This window comes from Actinoplanes sp. NPDC026670, from assembly GCF_040638175.1.
Lineage (GTDB): Bacteria > Actinomycetota > Actinomycetes > Mycobacteriales > Micromonosporaceae > Actinoplanes.
Genome location: NZ_JBEZXU010000080.1, coordinates 31863 through 51733 on the forward strand (window position 1 = coordinate 31863; position 19871 = coordinate 51733).

Sequence of the window (19871 nt, forward strand, 5' to 3'; positions counted from 1 at the left end):
AGAGCCTCCAAACCGGGGATGAGCGGCTCATACCCCGGCGGAGGCGATCATTAAACGGGCTTGCGGGCTTGCAGGGTGTACGTGTGTGGCAGCCGCTCGGGTTTCTCGGCGAGCTGCCACTCCTTGGAGTCCAGTTTGCGCATCCGGCCGGGCAGGGCCTCCCACGGCACGCTCTGGTGTTCCTCGAGCCCGGTCAGCACGAGCCCGGCTTCGAGGACCGCGGTGACGATCTCGCCGAGCCCGTGGTTCCACTCGTGGGTCAGGGTGTGCTTGAACTCGTGATCGGACTCCACATAGGTGCCGGGGTCGTCGAAGATCTGCGGTTCCACGGTCTCGAAGTAGGGCTCGGTGAGCGACAGCAGCCCGTCGGTTCGGTAGTAGTCGAGCGTCCACAGCACCGGGTGCCCCTCCCGGAGGAACAGCCGGCCACCGGGCGCGAGCAGCGACGCCACGGTCTGCGCCCAGCGTTTGATGTCGGGCAGCCAGCCGAGCGCCCCGATCCCGGTGAAGACCAGGTCGAACTCGCCGGTCAGGGCCGATCGCGCCGAATACAGTTCGCTCTCGACGAATTCGATGTCGGCGCCGGCCCGATCCGCGATGGACCGGGCCTGCTCCAGGGCCGCCCCGGAGAAGTCCAGGCCGGTCATGGTGGCGCCGAGGCGGGACAGCGAGACGGTGTCGGTGCCGATGTGGCATTGCAGGTGCACGCCGCGAAGCCCGGCCACGTCGCCGAGCCGTGGTAGGTCGAAACGCACCACGTCGCTCAGAAAAGAGGGGTCGTCGACGAAATCCTGCACCCGGTAGCCGGGCGATGCCGCGTGCGGCACCGCCCGCTCGTCCCAGTTGGCCCGGTTGATCTCCAGATAGTCGGTCATGGGGCGGACGATATGCGATCCCGGAACCACAGCGCACTGCGTTTAGGCGTACGCCTCTGGGTCTCGTAATCGATATGCACCAGGCCGAACCGCTTCGCGTAGCCCTCGGCCCACTCGAAGTTGTCCATCAGCGACCAGGCGAAGTATCCGCGCACGTCAGCGCCTTGGGCGCGGGCCGCGGCGACCGCGTCGACGTGGGCCGCGAGGTACGCGGTCCGTTCGGTGTCCTCGACGAAGCCGTCCGCGTCCGGGTGGTCCGGGTAGACCGCCCCGTTCTCGGTGACGACCAGCGGATACCCGTAGTCGCGGTCCAGCCGCAGCAGCAGCGTGGTGAACCGGTCCGGGGTGATCGGCCAGCCCAGATCGGTCTGCGGCACGTCGGGTTTGATCTCCCGCACCACCGGCAGCCCTGATGCGTCGACGGTGTTGCCGTCCAGGTCGCGCCCGGCGAAGTCCTGCCCGAAGTAGAAGTTGACCCCGAGCGTGTCGATCTGCGTCCGGGAGATGATCTCCAGGTCGCCGTCGCGGACCGGCAGCTCGATGCCCCGGACGGCGAGGTCGGCCAGCACGTCCGCCGGGTAGCGGCCGTGCTTCAGCGGGTCGAGGAAGATCCGGGCCACGTTGCCGTCGGCCCGCCAGGCGGCCGCCACGTCCAGCGGATCGTCCGAGGCGGGGGTGGCGGTGCCGATGTTCAGCGGGATGCAGATGTTGTTGTCCGGCCGCTTGATCGAGTTCGCGATCAGCCCGTGCGCGAGCAGCAGGTGGTGTGTGGCGGCCGCGGCGACCGCCGGCTCACGCCGTCCGGGCGCGAACACCCCGTACTCGTAGCCGAGGTAGGCCACGCACCAGGGCTCGTTGACCGTGCCCCAGTTTCGGACGCGGTCGTTCAGGCGAGCGAAGACCATCTCGGAGTACTCGGCGAGCCGGTACGCGGTGTCCCGGTTCCCCCAGCCGCCCGCGTCCTCCAGCTCCTGCGGCATGTCCCAGTGGTACAGCGTCAGCCACGGGTCGATCCCGCCGGCCAGCAGTTCGTCGACCAGCCGGTCGTAGAAGTCGAGTCCCTTGACGTTGGCCGGGCCGCGGCCGTTGGGCTGGACCCGCGTCCACGACACCGAGAACCGGTAGGCGTTCACCCCCAGGCTCTTGATCAGCTGCACGTCCGACGGCATCCGGTGGTAGTGGTCGCAGGCCACGTCCCCGGTCTCGCCGACCACGTCACGGGCGAAGGTGTCCCAGATCGACGCGGTCCGCCCGTCCTCGGCGGCCGCGCCCTCGATCTGGTAGGCCGAGGTGGCGACCCCCCAGGTGAAATCCATCAGTTGTTCACCAGCCAGCACGCCACCGAACGGCTGTCCTTCTGTTCGAGCACCGGGATCTGCGACGAGCACGGTTCGAACGCCTTCGGGCACCGCGGGTGGAACGAGCACCCGGTCGGCATGCCCTTCAGGTCGGGCGGCGAGCCCGGGATGCCGGACAGCTCACGACGCGGGCCTTTCAGGGCCGGGAAGGACCCCAACAAGCCTTTGGAGTACGGGTGAAGCGCGTCCCGGTAGATGGCCGAGGCCGGCGCCTCCTCCACGATCCGGCCGCCGTACATGATCGCGATCCGGTTGGAGAACTCCACCAGCAGCGACAGGTCGTGGGTGATGAAGATGACCGAGAAGCCCAGCCGCTCGCGGAGCTCGATGAGCTGGCCGAGGATCTGCCGCTGCATGACCACGTCGAGGGCCGTGGTCGGCTCGTCCATGATCACGACCTGGGGCTGGAGGATCAGCGCCATGCCGATCATCACGCGCTGGCGCATGCCGCCGGAGAGCTGGTGCGGGTAGGCGTCCATCCGGTCCGGGGCGATGCCGACGAGCTTGAGCATCTCCCGGGCGCGGGCGTTGCGCTCGGTCTCGCTCATCTTCGGCTCGTGGGCCTTGAGCACGTCGGTGAGCTGGGTGGAGATCTTGTGCACCGGGTTGAGCGAGTTCATCGCGCCCTGGAACACGATCGCCGTCTCGTTCCACCGGAACTTGCGGAGCTCGGAGTCGGAGAGCGACAGCACGTCGTACGGGTCGCCCTGCTCCGGGTGGTAGATGACCTCGCCGCCGGTGATCACCCCGGGCGGGGCGAGCAGCCGGGTCATCCCGTAGGCGAGCGTCGACTTGCCGGAGCCGCTCTCCCCGGCCAGCCCGAGCACCTCGCCCCGGTGCAGGGTGAGGTTCACGTCGCGGACCGCGCGGACCCCCTGGTCACCCAGGCCGTACCCGACGTTCAGGTTGCGGATCTCGATCACGGGCGGCTGGCTCATGTCAGCACCTCCGCTTCGCTCCGGTGCTGACATGAGTTCTGAGCGTGTCCTGATGATTCGCTCGCGAGCTCGCTCATTGAGTGACCTCCTGCCGCACCACGGGCGTGGGCGTGGCGTGGTTGTGCTGGGCCCGGTTGTCCAGGACCGGAGTGAAGCCGATGCGCATCCGGACCGTACGGCCGGAAGCGGTCTTGATCTTGGTTTTGCCGGCGCTGCGCAGCCGGGGGCTGACGAACTCGTCGATGCCGAAGTTGATCAGCGACAGCGCGGTACCGAGGATCGCGATGGCCAGACCAGCCGGCACGAACCACCACCAGGCGCTCTGCGCGAGAGCCTGCTGGCCCTGCGCCCAGAACAGGATGGTGCCCCAGTTCCAGGTGGTCGCCGAGGTGACGCCGATGAACGCCAGGGTGATCTCGGAGAGCACGGCGAAGATGACCGTGCCGACGAAACCGGACGCGATCACCGCGGTCAGGTTCGGCAGCAGCTCGAAACCGATCACCCGCCAGGTGCGCTCGCCGCTGGCCCGGGCCGCCTCGACGAAGTCCCGCCGCCGCAGTGACAGGGTCTGGGCGCGCAGCACCCGGGCGTTCCAGGACCACGAGGTGAGGCCGATGACCAGGGCGATCAGCCAGTCCTCGGCGTTCTCCAGGGTCGACGTGATGATGATGATCAGCGGCAGCGCCGGGATCACCAGGAAGACGTTGGAGAGCGCGGAGAGGACCTCGTCGGTCTTGCCGCCGACGTAACCGGCGGTCACCCCGACGATCACCGACAGCACGGTCGCCACGATGCCGGCGAAGAAACCGACGAAGATGACGCTGCGGGTGCCGGCCAGCAGCTGGCTGAACACGTCCTGGCCGAGGTGGGTGGTGCCCATCCAGTGGTCCGCCGACGGCGGCTGGACCAGGTCGTTGCCGCGGGCGCCCGGGTCGTACGGGGTGATCCACGGGCCGATGACCGCCAGCACCAGGTAGATGCCGAGGATGATCAGGCCGGTGGCCGCCTTCTTGTTGGCCACGAACCGGAAGCTGCGGCGCTTGACCTTCTGGGGCTGGGCCATCGAGCCCTGACCGGGAATGACCTGCTCGATGCTCGATGTGGGAATCGTCATCGCTCAGCCCTCCTTGCGGGTACGCGGGTCGAGGAGCAGGTACGCGATGTCCGCGAGCAGGTTCGCCACCAGCACCGAGATCGTGATGATCAGGAAGACGCCCTGCATCAGCGGGTAGTCCGAGGCGCCCAGCGCCTGGAACAGCTGGAACCCGACCCCCGGGTAGGAGAAGACGATCTCCACCAGCAGCGTGCCACCGACGATGAAGCCGAGCGACAGCGCGAAGCCGGAGACGTTCGGCAGCAGCGCGTTGCGGGCCGCGTAGCTCATCGCCACCCGGCGGTCGGACAGGCCCTTGGCGTGCGCGACGGTGATGTAGTCCTCCGACGACACGGTCACCATCATGTTCCGCATGCTCAGGATCCAGCCGCTGACCGAGGAGATCAGGATGGTCAGAGCCGGTAGCAGGCTGTGCTGGATGGCGCTCGGGATGAAGTACTGGTCCCAGGCCGGCACCAGGCCGTTGTCGAAGCCGCCGGACGACGGGAAGAAGCTGTCCGGGCCGGTGAGCAGGTAGATCGCGATGATGCCGAGCCAGAAGTACGGCACCGAGGAGAGGAACGTGGTGACCGGCAGCAGGCCGTCGGTCCACGAGCCGCGCCGCCAGCCGGCCAGGATGCCCAGGCCGGTGCCGAGGAAGAAGCTGATGATCGTGGTGATGCCGACCAGCAGCAGCGTCCACGGGAGGCTGTTGCTGATGATCTCGGACACCGGTGTCGGGAAGAACGTGAACGACAGCCCCAGGTCACCGGAGAGCAGTTGCTTCCAGTAGCTGACGTACTCCGACCACAGGCTGGCGTCCTTGTCCAGGCCGAACAGCACGTACAGGGAGTCGATCGCCTGGCTGCTGAGCTGGCCCTGGTACTTGGTGATCAGTGCCTGGACCGGGTCGCCGGGGATCATCCGCGGGATGAAGAAGTTCAGGGTGATCGCGGCCCACGCGGTGAACAGGTAGAAGGCGAGCCGTTGCAGGAAGTATTTCACTTCGCGACCTCGCTCTTGTCGTACAGCCAGCAGGCGGCCCAGTGCCCGGGCACGTCGCCGATCTCCAGCGGGACCGGCGTGTCGGTCGAGCAGCGCGCCATCGCCATCGGGCAGCGCGGGTGGAAGCGGCACCCGGCGGGCGGGTGGATGAGGCTCGGCGGCTCGCCGTTGCCACGGTCCTCGTCTTCGACGTCGGACACGCCGGTGAGCCGGTCCGGGTCCGGCGCGGAGTCGATCAGGAGCCGGGTGTACGGGTGAGCCGGCGACTGGGTGACGGTCTCACTGTCGCCGCCCTCGACCATCCGGCCGGCGTACATGACCATCGTCTGATCGGCGAAGTACCGGGCCGACGCGATGTCATGGGTGATGTAGAGGATCGCCAGGTTGAAGCGTTCCTTCAGGTCACGCAGGAGGTTCAGGACACCGAGCCGGATCGACACGTCGAGCATGGAGACCGGCTCGTCGGCGAGCAGGGCCTCCGGTTCGGCGCCGAGCGCCCGGGCGATCGCCACACGCTGCCGCTGACCGCCGGACAGCTCGTGCGGGAACTTGTCCAGGTAGCGCTCGGGCGGGGTGAGCGACACCCGCTGGAGCAGCTCGTGCAGCGCCTTCTCGAGGTCGGCGTCGGTCTTCCCGGCGTTGCCGTGGATCTTCAGCGCCCGGGTCAGGTGGTACCTGATGGTGTGCACCGGGTTCAGCGACGCGAACGGGTCCTGGAAGATCATCTGGACCCGGGCGCAGTAGGCGCGGAACGCCGAGCCCGACTTGACCTTCGTCGACCGGCCGTGCAGCCGGATGTCGCCGCCGGTACGGGGGTAGAGCTGGGCGAGCAGGCGGGCGACCGTGGACTTGCCCGAGCCGGACTCGCCGACCAGGGCCACCACCTGGCCGCGGCGGAGGGTGAGGTGCACATCATCGACGGCGTGCACCGCGTCGTGCCGGTTGGAGAACAGGTCGCGCAACCGCCGGCGGACGGGGAAGTGCTTGGTCAGGCCGATCGCCTCGAGCACCACCTCGTCGGCCGGCGCCTTGGCTTCCGGGATCGACGTCATGCCGGTGTCCTTCTTGCATGCTGAGGCGGGCGCCCCGGTCGGTGACCGGGGCGCCCGCGGGGCGATCAGGAGTTGGCGGGCTGCAGCTTGAGGACGACGGTCAGAGCGCCGGCCTGCGTGGGCTGCATCGGGGCGTAGGAGTCCGCGTCCGACGGCCAGCCGGTCCAGTTCTTGGTGCTGTACGCGCCACCGACGTTGTCCGAGCCGACCGGCAGCATCGGGGCCTGCTCCACGAAGATCTTCTGGATCGTGGCGAGCGCGGCCTTACGGGCCGTCTCGTCGGTCGCGTTGGAGTACGCCTTCAGCGCGGCGGTGGCCTCCGGGCTCTGGAAGCGGCCGAAGTTGCCCTGCTGGGCGGCGGTGCCGATCGGCTTCATCAGGTCGCCGTCCATCACCGTCTGGTAGATGTCGAACGGCGTCGAGCCACCGTTGGTCCAGCGCATCGTGCCGCCGAAGTCGCCCTTCTGGACGTTGGCGTCCCAGACGTTCTGGTTCGGCTTCTCGACGATCGCCTCGATGCCGATCTCGGCCAGGTTGCTCTTGATGATCTCGAGCGTGGTCTGGTAGTCCGACCACGGGGCCGGGTCGCTCAGCTTGATGGACACCGGCTTGCCGGTCTTGTCCTTGAGGGTCGTGCCCTCCAGCTTGTAGCCCGAGTCGGCGAGCAGCTTCTTGGCGCCCTCGACGTCGACCGAGAAGGTCTTGCCCTTGTACTCGTCGGCGATGTAGGCGTCACCCGCGCCCTCCGGCAGGCCGGTGACGCTCTTGATCTCCGGGTGGAAGTAGCCGGCCTCGGCCTGCACGAAGATGTCGTTGCGGTTGATGACCATGTTCATCGCGCGGCGCAGCGCCGGGTCGTCGAACGGCTTCAGCGTGGTGTTGATGTACAGGCCGTGGATGCCCAGCACGCCCGGCGCCCAGACCTTGTAGTGCTCCGGGTCCTTGGCGACGAAGGTCTGCTGGTAGTTCGGGATGAAGACGAAGCTCCACTCGGCCTGGCCGGTGGCCAGCGCGGTGGACATCGCGTTGTTGTCGGCGTAGGAGGTGTAGCGCAGCTCCTTCACCTTGGGCAGCGGCTGCCAGTAACCGCTCTCACGGACGCTGAGAATCGTCGCCTGCTGGCTGAACGACTTCAGGACGTACGGGCCACTGCCGACCGGCTCCTTGATCGGGTCGGTGGCCGGGTCCGCGATCTTCTCCCAGATGTGCTTCGGCACGATCGGGATCTGCCCGATCACCTTGTGCTGGGTGGTGAACTGCGACGAGGTGAACGTGATCTTCACCTTGTTGCCCTCCGACGTGATGGCGTCGAACGGGATGGCGAAGATGTTCAGCGCCTCGTTGCTCTTGACGAGGTTGTACGTGTAGACGACGTCCTCGGCGGTCAGCGGCTTGCCGTCGGACCAGGTCGCGCCGTCCCGGATGGTCAGGTCGACGGTCTTGTAGTCGGCGGACCACTTGATCTCGCTGGCCAGCCACGGCGTCAGCGGGTCGGCCGGCTTGGTGTTGTTCCACTGGCCGAGGGGCTCGTAGATCATCCACCGGTAGCCGAGCGAGGCGCCCGCCGAGGTGCCGATGAACGGGTTGTTGTTCTCGGTCACCGTGCCGTTCGGCATGCCGATCGACAGGAACTCGGCCTGCTTGGCGTTGTTCGCGTTGTTGTTGGCGTTCGGCGAGTCGCTGCACGCGGCGAGCCCGCCACCGGCCAGCACGCCGGCCAGGGCGACCGCGAAGAGCTTGCGTCGCTGCATCGAAATTCTCCTCGGAGGATTCATCTGCGGGTGAGGGGTGAGAGGGGTGAAACAGGGTGAGAGGGGTGCCACGAGGGCGTGCGGCATCGCGTGACCGGCCGTCGGCCGGCCCCGGGTGCCACCGATCCCCGGCCGTCGCAGCGGCCGGTCGATGCGCTATCGGGTGCGGGTGTTGCTAGGCGGAACTGACCGTTGACTCTCGGACGGTGAAAGTCGCCGGGATTATCGTCGTGCGGTTCGGAAGCGGTGTTCCTTCGAAATGGGCCAGCAGCGCACGTGCCGCCGCCTCACCCATCTCGCGCATGGGCTGGTGGACCGTGGTGAGCGGCGGCTGGGTGTGCGCCGCCATCGGGATGTCGTCGAAACCGACGACCGACACGTCCTCCGGGATGCGCCGGCCATGCTCCAGCAGCGCCTGCATGGCGCCGGCCGCGGAGACGTCGTTGTGGCAGAAGACGGCGTCGAACTCGATACCGGCCGCGGTGGCCCGGTGGATCGCCTCGGCGCCCTGCTCGAAGGTGAAGTCGCCGAGCATGATCCGGTCCTCGTCGATCGGGTGGCCGGCCTCCGCGTAGACCGCGGCGAACCCGTCCCGGCGCTGCTGCGTGCAACCGAACCGGGACGGCCCGGTGATCATCAGCGGCCGGTGCCGGCCCACCTCGATCAGGTGCCGGGCGGCCGCGCCGGCGCCGATGTGGTTGGTCGTCCCCACACTGGGGATCTGCCCCGACATCTGGTCGCGATCGTCGATCAGGACCATCGGGAGGCCGCGGGCGTGCAGGGTGGCAATGTAGTCGAGGGTGCCCTCCGGCTCGATGACCAGCAGCCCGTCGAACGACTTGGCCGCGACCTGGGCGCCGAACTGGCGCATCGAGTCCTCGCCGCGGTTGCAGGTGAACAGCAGCAGGCCGTACTCCTCGGCTTCCAGGACGTCGACCGCTCCCTGGACCACCTCGCCCATCCACGGCCAGGTCAGCGAGGGCACGAGCATCGCCACCACCCGGGTGCGGCCGCGGGCCAGGTTGACCGCGCGGGCACTGGGCACGTAACCGAGCTCCTCGATCACCGCACGGACCCGCGCGGCGGTCGATTCGTCCAGCTCACCCTTGCCGTTGAGAACCCGGGAAACGGTGGTCTTGCTGACCTTCGCCCGGGCCGCCACGTCGGCGATGGTGATCGGCACGCTCGCTCCTCAGTTGCTACCGGTTGATTGCCCCGGGGTTTCGGAACCGGTTTCGGGACCGGTTTCGGCAGTCAACCTCAGTGAGAGCGGTCACGTCAACGGGCCGAGAGAGCTATTTCGATTTCAAGACGGTAACCGAGATCGGTAAACAGTCTTAAACGGTAAGCGGGGCAAGATTCGGAAGAATCACCCCGAGCGGGGCGTCGATCACCAGGTCCGCATAGGGTTCCCCACGGGTCACGCCCCGGTTGACGATCGCCACCCGGATCCCGTCCCGGACCGCCCGCAACACGAACCGGCGACCCGACATGACGGTCAGCGACGAACCCAGGACCAGCAGCGTGCGCGCGCCCGCCACCAGCGCGAACGACCGCGACACCCGGTCCGGCGGCACCGTCTCGCCGAAATAGACCACATCCGGTTTCAGCACCCCGCCACAGGCCAGGCAGTCCACCACGGCGAACCCGGCCACCTCGGCGTCATCCAGCTCCACGTCGCCGTCCGGATTGACGGTCGCCGCCACCGCCGCGAACCCCGGATTGGCCGCCGACAGCCGCTCCTCCAGCACGTCACGGCCGGAACCCTCGCCACACCCCAGGCACACCACCCGGGCCAGATTGCCGTGCAGCTCGATCACGTCCCGGGCGCCGGCCGCCTGATGCAGACCGTCCACGTTCTGCGTGATCAGACCGGCCAGCAGGCCACGCTCCTGCAACCGGGCCACCGCCCGGTGCCCGTCGTTGGGCCGCGCGTCACCGATCGTGCGCCAGCCCAGATGACTGCGCGCCCAGTAGCGCCGCCGGGCCACCGGGTCGCCGGTGAACGTCTGATAGGTCATCGGCGAACCCCGCCGGGCCGAGCCGGACGGCCCGCGATAGTCCGGGATCCCGGAGTCGGTGGACAGGCCGGCGCCGCTGAGCACCACCACGTCACCCTCGGCGACCCACTCGTCCAGCCGGGCCACCTGTTCCACCAACTCGAGATCCATGCCGTCCATCGTCCCTCGTCCGGGTGACCGTGCGAGCAACCCGTACGAGTGGTGGAGCCGAGTTCGTCCGATGCTCCCCGGGGGTCCGGCGAGTAGGTTGATGGACGTGATCACGGTGGCGCAGCCGGCCGCCCGTCCCTGGGACGGGCAGCGGATTCTGCGTTTCCTGACCGGGCTGGCCATGCTCGCCCTGGCGGTCACCCTGCGCCTGCCCGGACCTGCGGTTCCGGCCTCGGTCGCGGCGCCCGCGGCCCCGGCCCCGGCGGTCGCGGCCCTGCCTGCTCCGGCCGCGGTGGCCGCCCCCGATCCGGCCGTCTACGAGGCGGAGCGGATCGAGCCGGCGCCGGTCGGCGAGGCTGCCGCAGCCCCCGCGGGCGTGACGTTCACCACCCGTATCCCGCATGGCGAGACCCCGGCAGCCACCGGCCCCCGGGCGCCCCCGGCTCACTGACGGGCCCCAACGGACCCGTCACCGCCGGCCGTAGATCGACCTACCACTGGGGTGCTCCATGGAATCCGTCCTGCAAACCTTTCTGAGCGCGGTCCCGCAGGCGACCGTGATCTGGCTCGCCGTCCTGCTCGCCCTGGCCGTCGCGGTCGCCGTCGCGGCCCTGCCCCGCGGCGTGACCCCACCCGCGCCGCCGAGCGCGGAGAACCGGCTCGCCGACCGGCTGGAGGCAGCCGCCGCCGAGGCCGCGGAGGTCGCCGAGCGCCGCCGCACCGAATGGCTCGCCGCCCAGCAGACCGTCGACGAGAGCTGGGCCGCTTACGACCAGGCCTCCGACGACGCCCGCCGGATCGGCGCCACCACCGCGTTCCCGCTGATGAGCCGCCGCCGCAAGCCCGGCGAGAACGTCGACCGCGAGCGCTACCTGCACCGCGCCGCCACCGAGCTGTGCCGCTCCCAGAACCTGTCGATCGCCCAGCTCAACGACGTCTACGCGCACCGCGGCTGGAACCCCCGGCTGCACCCGGTCCAGCAGGAGCCGGTCCTGTTCAACGCGGTCCGGGCGCACCGCTTCGCCGCGTACCAGCGGGCGGTCGAGAAGGAGCGGGCTACCTGGCGCAGCGCCGAGGCGGCCGCCGAGACCCTGCGCGGCCTGCGCGCCGAAGCGGCCGCCGCCCGGCTGCGCGGCCCGGTCACCGAGGCCAGTGAGCAGCAGGTGTTCGCCGAACACTGGACACCGGCGGAACTTCCGGCCGCCGCCTGATGTCCACCCTGGATCCGCCGACCGTTCCCAGCGGACCGTGACAAGCGCCGGGTAACGTGGCCGGGCGGGCGGTACGGAACGGCAAGGAGGCGATGGTGACGATAACTCCCGCGGGTGGATCCTCGCCCGTGGTCCGGATACACCGGGCCGCCCTGATCGAGGACGCCGTCCACGAGATCGTCGAGCGCCGTCTGCGCGCCCGCGGCTGGAAGCCGTACATCACCGCGTACACCGGCTACGGCGCTCCCGGCTGGGCCCGCGTGATGGCCCGGGTGCTGCTGGCCAGGCCAGGCATGGTCCGCCGGCGCCGGGAGAAGGTCCGCGGCTGGCGCAGCTTCACCACCACCCCGGTGAGCAGCGCGCTGGTCCGCATCGAGCTCGGCGGCACGATCACCGAGGCCCGCACCGACCGCAGCGGTTACCTCGACGTCCGCGTCAAGGGCGACCTCGACCCCGGCTGGGGCAGCGCGAAACTCTCCACCGAGGGCACCGTCCCGGTCGAGGCGCCGATCCGCGTCATCGACCCCGGCGTCAAATTCGGTGTGATCTCCGACATCGACGACACCGTGATGGTCACCACACTGCCGCGCCCGCTGCTCGCCGCGTGGAACACGTTCGTGCTCGACGAGCACGCCCGCGCCGCAGTCCCCGGCATGGCGGTCCTCTACGAGCGGCTGGTGCACGCCAACCCCGGCACCCCGGTCGTCTACCTCTCCACCGGCGCGTGGAACGTCGCGCCCACCCTCACCAGGTTCCTCAGCCGCCACCTCTACCCGGCCGGGCCGATCCTGCTCACCGACTGGGGCCCCACCCCGGACCGCTGGTTCCGCAGCGGCCAGGAGCACAAGCGCAAGTCGCTGCGCCGCCTCGCCGAGGAGTTCCCCGACGTGCGGTGGCTGCTGATCGGCGACGACGGCCAGCACGACCAGGAGATCTACTCCGAGTTCGCCCGCGAGCACCCGGAAAACGTGGCGGCCGTGGCGATCCGCCGGCTGTCACCGACCCAGGCCGTGCTCGCCGGCGCCATCCCCGGCCCGTCGGAGACCGCCGAGGTGGTGCCGTCCGGCGGCAAGACCTGGTTCTCGGCCCCCGACGGTGCCGGCTTGTGGTCGCTGCTACGCGACACCGACCTGGTCCGCAAACCCAGAAACTAGACGATCTTTCTTCGCCCGGGCCGTGTGGCCGGTGGGCCGGGCGTCGATGGTCCTGCCAGACGCGGTCGCCGGACCGTCCGCCAGACGCGGTCGCCGGCGCCCGGCCCGGCGCGGTCGCCGGTATTCGGCCGGCGCGCGACGACCAGCGCACACAATGCGGCAATGTGCGATTTCATCCTCGCCGGGACGACGACCAGCGCACACGGACGGCACAACGCGTGCGCCCGTCCCCGTCAGAGCGAAGCAGGCGCACACGTTCGCCGATCGTGTGCGCTGACCATCGCTCCAGCCCGGCAAACGTGTGCGCTGACCATCGCTGCGCCCAGGCGAACGTGTGCGCTGACCATCGCTGCGGCCAGCGGGCCCGCCCTCGGCGGCCCGCTCCCGGCACCGCCTCCGGACGGCCACCCAAGGTCATCAGACCTCACGATGATCTTGCGAAGCTCGCTTACCAGGACGAATGCAAGATTCACCTCAGCGTCGACCCTGACCGGCGATGTCGCTGCGCTAAATGGCGAAACTCGAGCGGCACGCCGTCATCGTCGAACTTCACAAGATCGAAATTTGGGGTGGCGGTCAGGGTTTCTCCAGCTCCGGCTTGGTTGCTGCCTCGGCGGCCCGCTCGTGCAGGCGGCCCCTGATCTCATCGGCTGTGTAGGCCCGGCGCTTCCGTTCGGCCCGGGCCACCACCACGCCCGTCGCCGCTACTCCCGCCAGCCCCGCCAGTCCCGCTATCTTCCACCAACGCATCAGCCGAGAATAGACATGTGGGAGCAGAACTCAGCCTCGACGAGGCCATCGACCTGACCCGTACCGGCGACATCTGGATCTTCCGTGGACGATCCGGGCCGGACCGGGCCATCCAGACCCTCACCAACAGCCCGGTCAACCACGTCGGCATGTCCCTGGTGATCGACGACATGCCGCCCCTGATGTGGCACGCCGAGCTCGGCAAGTCGCTCCCGGACATGTGGTCCGGCAAGTTCCAGCGAGGCGTCCAGCTCCACGACCTGCGCGACGCGGTCACCGTCTGGGCCCGCCGCTACGGCCAGCGCGGATGGCTGCGCCAGCTCGACCCGGGCATCACCCGGACGATGGAGGACAAAGCGCTCAAGACCGTCGCCCGTCTCGACGGCACCCCCTTCCCGTCGACGTCGCAGCTCGCCGCCAGGTGGGTGCGCGGCCGGGTCCCGCAGATCCGGCTGCCCTGGCAGGAGAGCCGGGAGAGCGAGGCCACCCTGGAGAAGGCATACTGCGCCGAGGTCGTCGCCGTCACCTACGAGGACATGGGCCTGCTGCCGACCGGCCGAAAGGCCAACTGGTACGACCCGGGCCGCTTCTGGAGCGGCGACGAACTCGAACTCTGCGCCGGTTTCACCCTCGGCGACGAGATCGCGGTGAGCGTCCCGGAGGCCTGACACCGCGCCCGCTCACCGCGGCCGGCATGTCACGGTCGGCCGATTCCAGAAAGACCGCTCGGGCACGTCACGGTCGTCCGATTCGAGAAAGACCGCTCGGGCACGTCACGGTCGGCCGATTCCAGAAAGACCCGCTCGGGTACGTCCTCCGCGCTCGCCGCACCGGCAGGATGTGCCCATGGGGTTCTCCCAGCTGGTCGCCAGAGCGGCCGAATCGGTCACTCTGAACCGGCTGCGCGCCGACGCGTCCGCCGGTTCCGGGGCGGTGGTGCTGATCACCGGCGAGGCGGGCATCGGCAAGACCGCCGTGGTCGAGGAGTTCGTGTCCCAGGCCACGGCGACCGGAGCGACGGTCCTGACCGGCCGAGCCGACCCGGACGAGGGCGCGCCCGCCTTCTGGCCGTGGCTGCGCCTGCTCGGCCCGCCCGACGCGCCCGGCCCGCCCGACGCGCCCGGCCTGCCCGACGCGCCCGGCCTGCCCGGCCTGTCCGGCCTGTCCGGCGTGCTCGACGGCGCGACACCCGGGCGGCGGCCGGTCGAGCTCGGGCCGGAGATCCTGGTGACCGGTCACACCGGTGAGCCGCCCGCTACCGCCCGGTTTCGTGCCGTCCGGGCCGCCGTCGCCGCGCTGCGGGCTGCGGCGACCGGATGTGCCGGTGGTGGCCTGATCCTGGTCCTCGAGGACCTGCACTGGGCCGATCCCGCCTCGCTGGCCCTGCTCACCGCGCTGGCCAGGGAGGTCGGCGACATCCCGATGCTGGTGGTCGCCACCGCCCGGAGCCTCGACCTGCCCGACGCGGTGCCGCTGGTGCTGCGCCGGTGGGATCGGGAGGCGGTCGCGAGCTACCTGTCCCGGCATGCCGGCGGACCGGTACACCCGAGCTGGCCGCCACTGGTGCACCGGCTCGGTGGCGGCAACCCGCTCTACACCCGTGAGCTGGCGAGGCTGATTCCCGTACCGCTGAAGCCCGCCGTTGATCTGGATCTGCCCGACGGCCTGTTGCGGCTCGCCGGCCGCCGAACCGCGGCCCTGACTCCCGCCTGCCGCGACCTGCTCGGCCTCGCCGCCGCTCTGGGGCCCGACGTCGATGCCGTCCTCCTGGCCGGCCTCACCGCGCCCGATACGGACCGTGCCGGCCTCACCGCGCCCGATACGGACCGTTCGGCCGGCGTCTGCGTGGAGTCGCTGCTGGACGAGGCGATCGGAGCCGGGGTGCTCGCCGAGGATCCGTGGGCGCCGGCCCGGCTGCGATTCGTGCACGAGCTGCTGCGGGAGGCCTGCTACGCGCGGTTGAGCCGGGCCGAGCGGATCGGCGCCCATCGCCGGATCGCGGACGCCCTGTGCGCGTCGGGTGCGCGGTCCGAGGAGACCGCCCGGCACCGGGTGCGGGCCGCCGTCGACGAGGAGTCCCGGCGGGCCGCCGGGGAAGCCTGTGCGGCCGCCGCCACCGAAGCGACCCGCCGGCTCGACCACCACGCCGCCACCTGGCTCGGGCAGGCCCTCGACCTTCGGCCCGGCGACCCGTGGCTGCGCCTGGCCCGGGCTGAGGCGGCCTGCCGGGACGGACGCCTCGCCCTCGCGATCGCCGACTGCGCCACCGTCCTCGACACCGCCGAGAACGACGACGATCCGCGTCTGGCGACGGCCGCCGCACTGGTCGTCCGGGGCTACGGCGGTCAGGTCGCGCCCGCGGCGCTGCGCCTCTGCGAACGCGCCCTGGCCCTCGCACCGCCGACCGAGCCGGACGCCGCGCATGCCGAACTGCTGGCGCACTACGCGTATCTGCTGGTCGAGACCGGGGACCATGCGCGGGCCGAGGCGGCCAGCTCGCAGGCGATGGCTCTCGCCGAGCGGACCGGCGACCCCGGCGCCCTCGCCGCCGCGGTGCACGCGCGCCACGAGGTGCTGGACCCGTACGCGGCGACCGAGGAGGTGCTCGACCTGGCCCGGCGCAGCCGTGACCTGGCGGTCGCCTCCGGCCGGGCCGACGCCGAACTGTGGGGCCGGCTGTGGCGGCTCGACGGGCTGCTCACGCTCGGTGACCTGGCGGCCTTCGATGCCGAGATGGCCGGGCTGGCCGCGCTGACCGAGCGGATCGGCTGGCCGGTCGCCCGCTGGCATCTGCTGCGGGCGCGGGCCGCGCGGTTGTTCCTCGGTGGCCGTACGATCGCCGCCCGGGAGGCCGCCGACGAGGCGTTCGTGCTGGCCGGGACGTTCGAGGAGCAGCCGATGCGGGAGTTGCATTCGGCGTTCGTCGGTTCGCTGGCGCCGTTCACGGGTGAGCTGCCCGGCTGGCCGGGTGACCTGCGGGAGGCCGTGGCCCGGTACGGCGCCGAGCCGATCGCGGCGGCCAACATCGGCCGGCTGGCGGTGCTCGCCGGTGACCGGGAGACCGCCGGCGACTGTGTCCGGCTGTTCCGCGGGATGGTGCCCGACCTGCCGCCGGACAGCCGGCAGCTGTTCGTGGTGCTGAGCGCGGCCGAGGTCGCGGCGTGGACCGGTGACACCGACCTGGCCGCCGACGGCTACCGGCGGGTGCTGCCGTTCGCGAACCGGTTCCTCAACATGACGACCGCCTGCTACGGGGTGCTGGCCCGGCCGCTCGGCACGATCGCCGCCGCGATCGGCGACCGGGCGGCCGCGGAGCGGCACTTCACCGACGCGATCACCCTGGAACAGGACGCCGGCGCCGCGCCTTTCGCTTCACTCGCTTTTCTGGCGTACGCCCGGAGCGTCCACGACACCGACCGGCACCGCAGCCGAACCCTGGCCGGGAAGGCGCTCGCCATCGCCCGCCGCCTGAACCTGCCCGCGATCGCCGCCGAGGCCGCCGCCCTGTCCCGCGACGGCCTGACCGCCCGGGAACGGGAGATCGCCGTGCTGGCCGCGGAGGGCCTGGCCAACCGGGTGATCGCGGCCCGCCTGCACATCTCCGAACGAACCGTGGAAACCCACGTCCGCAACACCCTGGCCAAACTGGGCGTCACCAACCGCACCCAGCTGGCCGCCCACCTCCACCGTCACTGAAGCCAGAACCTCGATCCTGTGGAGTTCCGGCACACCGTCATCGCCGAACTCCACAAGATCGAAGTGAGGATCACCGACCGCCGCGGCGGCCTCCGCCACGTGCCGAGAAGGCGGCCGCTCCCGCCCCGGTGGAGGCCGAAGTGGACCGTGCAGGCGCCGAAGCGGTCCGAGGCGCCGAGGCGGTCCTGGGCGCGGCGGCACGCGTGCCTCCACCGGCCGGGGTGGCGCGCTGCTGCGGCGTACCAGAACGATGGTCTGAACCGGAACCACGGCCCTGCCCGGACCCGGCCCCGGACGTCCGCCGCCGGGAACCCTGCCCGTCGTCAGCGGGTTTGGCCGCAGCCCGCGGACGGCCCTGACCGGTCGCGGGCGCTGTCGTCGCCGCCCCCTCCGCTGTGGAGCGGCCGCGACCACGCCGCGGACGGCGGGAGCGGGACCGCCCGGCCGAACCGGCGCCGTCCTCGGGGGAGGCCGGGCGCGACGGCGCGGAAGGCGTCGACGGAGCGGCCGGGGGAGCGGGGGCCACGAAGGTCCGCTCACCCGGCGCGAGCTGGGCCAGCAGCGCGTCGCCGGGCCGGGTGCGGGTGGTGACCGGGCGGATGCCGGCCTTGCGGGCCAGGTCACGCACGTCGGCCTGCTGCTCGTCGGTCATCAGGGTGATCACCGTGCCGCGGTTGCCGGCCCGCGCGGTCCGGCCGGACCGGTGCAGGTAGGCCTTGTGCTCGACCGGCGGGTCGGCGTGGATGACCAGGCTCACGTCATCGACGTGGATGCCGCGGGCCGCGATGTCGGTGGCGACGAGCGTGCCCGCGGAACCGTCGGAGAACGCCGACAGGTTGCGGTTACGCGCGTTCTGCGCCAGGTTGCCGTGCAACTCGACGGCCGGGACCCCGGCCGCGTTGAGCTGGCGGGTCAGCACCTTGGCACGCCGCTTGGTCCGGGTGAACACCACGGTCCGCCCGGGCGCCGCGAGCAGCTCGACGAGGATGCCGAACCGGTCGTCGTCACGCACGTGCAGGACGTGATGGTCCATCTCGATCGGCGCCTGGGCGGCCGAGTCGACGTGGTGGGTGACCGGGCGGCGCATGAATTTCTGCACCAGCACGTCGACCCCGTTGTCCAGGGTGGCCGAGAAGAGCAGCCGCTGGCCGCCGGCCGGGGTCTGCGACATCAGCCGCCGCACCACCGGCAGGAAGCCCAGGTCGGCCATGTGATCGGCCTCGTCGAGGACGGTCACCTCGACCGCGTCGAGCGAGGCGTGGCCGCCGCGGATGTGGTCGTCGAGCCGGCCGGGACAGGCCACCAGCACGTCGACGCCCGCTTTCAGGGCCTTGATCTGCGGGTTGGGCCCGACGCCGCCGAAGACGACGAGGGTGCGCAGGCCCGCCGCGTCGGCCAGCGGCCGCAGCGTCGCCTCGATCTGGGTGGCCAGCTCGCGGGTGGGCGCCAGGATCAGCGCGCGCGGGCGGCCCGGCTGCGGTTTGCGGGCCGCGGCGGCGAGACGGGCCACGACCGGGATCACGAAGGCGTAGGTCTTGCCGGAACCGGTACGCCCACGGCCCAGCACGTCACGCCCGGCCAGCGAGTCGGGCAGGGTGGCCGTCTGGATGGGGAACGGGGTGGTAATCCCGAGCCGGTCGAGCGCCGTGTTGAGGACGGCGGGCACGCCGAGCTCGGTGAAGGAAGTCATGAAGATGGAAACTCCGAGTGGTCGATTACTGATCATTCTAGCTCGGCACCCTCTGCAACCGGTTCGCACCCGAAGGCGAACCGGTCCGCACTCAGCGCGCCCCATCTTTCTCCTCAGCGCCGGACATCCCCCCTGACCGGCCGGTACCTGAGGAGACCCCCGATGAGTGTTGAGACACCTGCGATCGAGCGGCGTGGCGAGGACATCGTCCGGGCGAACATGCCGCTCGTCGGGCACCTGGTCCGCGAGATGCTGGCCCGGGTTCCCTCGCATGTGAACCGGGACGACCTGCTGTCGGCCGGCTATGCCGCGCTGGTGGCGGCGGCCCGGGGTTTCGACCCCGAGCGAGGAGTGCCGTTCCCACGGTTCGCGGCGGCCCGGGTCCGCGGCGCGTTGCTGGACGAGCTGCGTGGCCTGGACTGGGCCAGCCGGTCGGTACGGCAGCGGGCCCGGCGAACCGACTCGGCCCGTGAGGAGCTGATGGCCGAACTGGGTCGTACCCCGACCGTACAGGAGGTGGCCGACAAGCTGGGATGCAGTGTCGAGGACATCGAGCACGGCGAGGGTGACGTGCATCGCGCCACGGTGTTCAGCCTCCAGGGCTTCGCCACCGCGACCGCCGACGACATCGTCACTGAGCCGGGGCTCGGCCCGGAGGAGATGCTGCTGCGCCGGGAGCGGTTCGGCTACCTGCGGCACGCGGTCGACGCGCTGCCCGAGCGGCTGCGTGTCGTGGTGGAGGGCTACTTCTACGGTGAGCGGCCGATGGCCCAGATCGCCGCCCAGCTCGGGGTCAGCGAGTCGCGGGTGTCGCAGTTGCGGGCCGAGGCGCTGCTGCTGCTCCGGGACGGGTTGAACACCCACCTGGACCCGGCGCTGGCGGCGGAGAACCCGCCGAAGGAGGGCTGTGTGGCCCGGCGGCGGGCCGCGTACTACGACAAGATCGCCAGCCGGGGCACTCTGCGTACCAGATTGGCCCTGACCGGCCCGGACGGCCTGCCGGTGGCGGCCGCCTAGACATCGCGGGAGAGAGGGGCCCGCCGCGGTCCAGCTGCAGATGGCCACCGGCACACCGTCACCGTCGGCGTCACCGCACTTGGCGGCGCCGCCGTACTTGCCGGTGGCGG

General features: G+C 70.7%; 17 protein-coding genes. 6 read left to right on the top strand and 11 right to left on the bottom strand.

Annotated elements, in window-relative coordinates; translation table 11 throughout:
* Positions 1–50: 50 nt before the first annotated feature.
* The 9 genes from AB0E94_RS45480 to AB0E94_RS45520 form a co-directional block, all read right to left on the bottom strand.
* Positions 51–875 carry a class I SAM-dependent methyltransferase gene (locus AB0E94_RS45480; RefSeq protein ID WP_360340454.1) on the bottom strand — a complete coding sequence of 275 codons (825 nt, stop codon included), beginning with the start codon at positions 873–875 and terminating at the stop codon, positions 51–53.
* Entirely contained in the window at positions 872–2191 is a 1320-nt protein-coding gene (locus AB0E94_RS45485) for a GH1 family beta-glucosidase (RefSeq protein ID WP_360340457.1), read from the bottom strand. The genes AB0E94_RS45480 and AB0E94_RS45485 overlap by 4 nt, the downstream gene beginning before the upstream one ends.
* Positions 2191–3171, bottom strand: a complete 981-nt coding sequence (locus tag AB0E94_RS45490) for an ABC transporter ATP-binding protein (RefSeq protein ID WP_360340460.1) — start codon at positions 3169–3171, stop codon at positions 2191–2193. Before AB0E94_RS45490 ends, AB0E94_RS45485 begins: the two co-directional genes overlap by 1 nt.
* Positions 3172–3244: 73 nt before the next feature.
* Positions 3245–4285, bottom strand: a complete 1041-nt coding sequence (locus tag AB0E94_RS45495; RefSeq protein WP_360340463.1) for an ABC transporter permease — start codon at positions 4283–4285, stop codon at positions 3245–3247.
* Positions 4286–4288: 3 nt separating this feature from the next.
* Positions 4289–5269, bottom strand: a complete 981-nt coding sequence (locus AB0E94_RS45500; RefSeq protein ID WP_360340466.1) for an ABC transporter permease — start codon at positions 5267–5269, stop codon at positions 4289–4291.
* On the bottom strand, positions 5266–6321 hold the full coding sequence (locus tag AB0E94_RS45505; protein WP_360340469.1) for an ABC transporter ATP-binding protein: 1056 nt from the start codon (positions 6319–6321) through the stop codon (positions 5266–5268). Before AB0E94_RS45505 ends, AB0E94_RS45500 begins: the two co-directional genes overlap by 4 nt.
* 65 nt (positions 6322–6386) lie before the next feature.
* The gene (locus AB0E94_RS45510; protein WP_360340472.1) at positions 6387–8072 is read right to left on the bottom strand and encodes an ABC transporter substrate-binding protein; all 1686 of its coding nucleotides are present in this window, start codon (positions 8070–8072) and stop codon (positions 6387–6389) included.
* Between the two features lie 175 nt (positions 8073–8247).
* A complete protein-coding gene (locus tag AB0E94_RS45515; protein WP_360340475.1) occupies positions 8248–9255 on the bottom strand; it encodes a LacI family DNA-binding transcriptional regulator in 1008 nt (335 codons plus the stop codon).
* A 154-nt stretch (positions 9256–9409) separates the two neighbouring features.
* On the bottom strand, positions 9410–10252 hold the full coding sequence (locus AB0E94_RS45520; protein ID WP_360340478.1) for an NAD-dependent protein deacetylase: 843 nt from the start codon (positions 10250–10252) through the stop codon (positions 9410–9412).
* 91 nt (positions 10253–10343) lie between these two features.
* On the opposite strand from AB0E94_RS45520, the gene AB0E94_RS45525 reads away from it, so the two are divergent.
* The 3 genes from AB0E94_RS45525 (at position 10344) to AB0E94_RS45535 (ending at position 12608) form a co-directional block, all read left to right on the top strand.
* Positions 10344–10694, top strand: coding sequence for a hypothetical protein (locus tag AB0E94_RS45525; RefSeq protein WP_360340481.1), 351 nt, complete (start codon positions 10344–10346; stop codon positions 10692–10694).
* Between the two features lie 58 nt (positions 10695–10752).
* On the top strand, positions 10753–11454 hold the full coding sequence (locus tag AB0E94_RS45530; RefSeq protein WP_360340484.1) for a hypothetical protein: 702 nt from the start codon (positions 10753–10755) through the stop codon (positions 11452–11454).
* Positions 11455–11546: 92 nt separating this feature from the next.
* The gene (locus AB0E94_RS45535) at positions 11547–12608 is read left to right on the top strand and encodes a phosphatase domain-containing protein (RefSeq protein WP_360340487.1); all 1062 of its coding nucleotides are present in this window, start codon (positions 11547–11549) and stop codon (positions 12606–12608) included.
* 576 nt (positions 12609–13184) lie between these two features.
* Here AB0E94_RS45535 and AB0E94_RS45540 read toward each other — a convergent pair.
* Positions 13185–13358 carry a hypothetical protein gene (locus AB0E94_RS45540; RefSeq protein ID WP_360340490.1) on the bottom strand — a complete coding sequence of 58 codons (174 nt, stop codon included), beginning with the start codon at positions 13356–13358 and terminating at the stop codon, positions 13185–13187.
* A 17-nt stretch (positions 13359–13375) separates the two neighbouring features.
* Between AB0E94_RS45540 and AB0E94_RS45545 the strand changes: the two genes are divergently transcribed.
* Positions 13376–14026 carry a hypothetical protein gene (locus AB0E94_RS45545; RefSeq protein WP_360340493.1) on the top strand — a complete coding sequence of 217 codons (651 nt, stop codon included), beginning with the start codon at positions 13376–13378 and terminating at the stop codon, positions 14024–14026.
* A 178-nt stretch (positions 14027–14204) separates the two neighbouring features.
* Positions 14205–17054: an AAA family ATPase gene (locus tag AB0E94_RS45550; RefSeq protein ID WP_360340496.1), complete on the top strand. Its 2850-nt coding sequence runs from the start codon at positions 14205–14207 to the stop codon at positions 17052–17054.
* Between the two features lie 70 nt (positions 17055–17124).
* Here AB0E94_RS45550 and AB0E94_RS45555 read toward each other — a convergent pair whose 3' ends face one another.
* Positions 17125–18744, bottom strand: coding sequence for a DEAD/DEAH box helicase (locus tag AB0E94_RS45555; protein ID WP_360340499.1), 1620 nt, complete (start codon positions 18742–18744; stop codon positions 17125–17127).
* Between the two features lie 162 nt (positions 18745–18906).
* Between AB0E94_RS45555 and AB0E94_RS45560 the strand changes: the two genes are divergently transcribed.
* A complete protein-coding gene (locus AB0E94_RS45560) occupies positions 18907–19761 on the top strand; it encodes a sigma-70 family RNA polymerase sigma factor (RefSeq protein WP_360340502.1) in 855 nt (284 codons plus the stop codon).
* The last annotated feature ends 110 nt before the right edge of the window (positions 19762–19871 follow it).

Coding starts and splice junctions, on each gene's coding strand:
- AB0E94_RS45480 (WP_360340454.1), bottom strand. CDS start 875: ATGACCGACTATCTGGAGATCAACCGGGCCAACTGGGACGAGCGGGCG.
- AB0E94_RS45485 (WP_360340457.1), bottom strand. CDS start 2,191: ATGGATTTCACCTGGGGGGTCGCCACCTCGGCCTACCAGATCGAGGGC.
- AB0E94_RS45490 (WP_360340460.1), bottom strand. CDS start 3,171: ATGAGCCAGCCGCCCGTGATCGAGATCCGCAACCTGAACGTCGGGTAC.
- AB0E94_RS45495 (WP_360340463.1), bottom strand. CDS start 4,285: ATGACGATTCCCACATCGAGCATCGAGCAGGTCATTCCCGGTCAGGGC.
- AB0E94_RS45505 (WP_360340469.1), bottom strand. CDS start 6,321: ATGACGTCGATCCCGGAAGCCAAGGCGCCGGCCGACGAGGTGGTGCTC.
- AB0E94_RS45510 (WP_360340472.1), bottom strand. CDS start 8,072: ATGCAGCGACGCAAGCTCTTCGCGGTCGCCCTGGCCGGCGTGCTGGCC.
- AB0E94_RS45520 (WP_360340478.1), bottom strand. CDS start 10,252: ATGGACGGCATGGATCTCGAGTTGGTGGAACAGGTGGCCCGGCTGGAC.
- AB0E94_RS45525 (WP_360340481.1), top strand. CDS start 10,344: ATGGACGTGATCACGGTGGCGCAGCCGGCCGCCCGTCCCTGGGACGGG.
- AB0E94_RS45530 (WP_360340484.1), top strand. CDS start 10,753: ATGGAATCCGTCCTGCAAACCTTTCTGAGCGCGGTCCCGCAGGCGACC.
- AB0E94_RS45535 (WP_360340487.1), top strand. CDS start 11,547: ATGGTGACGATAACTCCCGCGGGTGGATCCTCGCCCGTGGTCCGGATA.
- AB0E94_RS45540 (WP_360340490.1), bottom strand. CDS start 13,358: ATGCGTTGGTGGAAGATAGCGGGACTGGCGGGGCTGGCGGGAGTAGCG.
- AB0E94_RS45550 (WP_360340496.1), top strand. CDS start 14,205: ATGGGGTTCTCCCAGCTGGTCGCCAGAGCGGCCGAATCGGTCACTCTG.
- AB0E94_RS45555 (WP_360340499.1), bottom strand. CDS start 18,744: ATGACTTCCTTCACCGAGCTCGGCGTGCCCGCCGTCCTCAACACGGCG.
- AB0E94_RS45560 (WP_360340502.1), top strand. CDS start 18,907: ATGAGTGTTGAGACACCTGCGATCGAGCGGCGTGGCGAGGACATCGTC.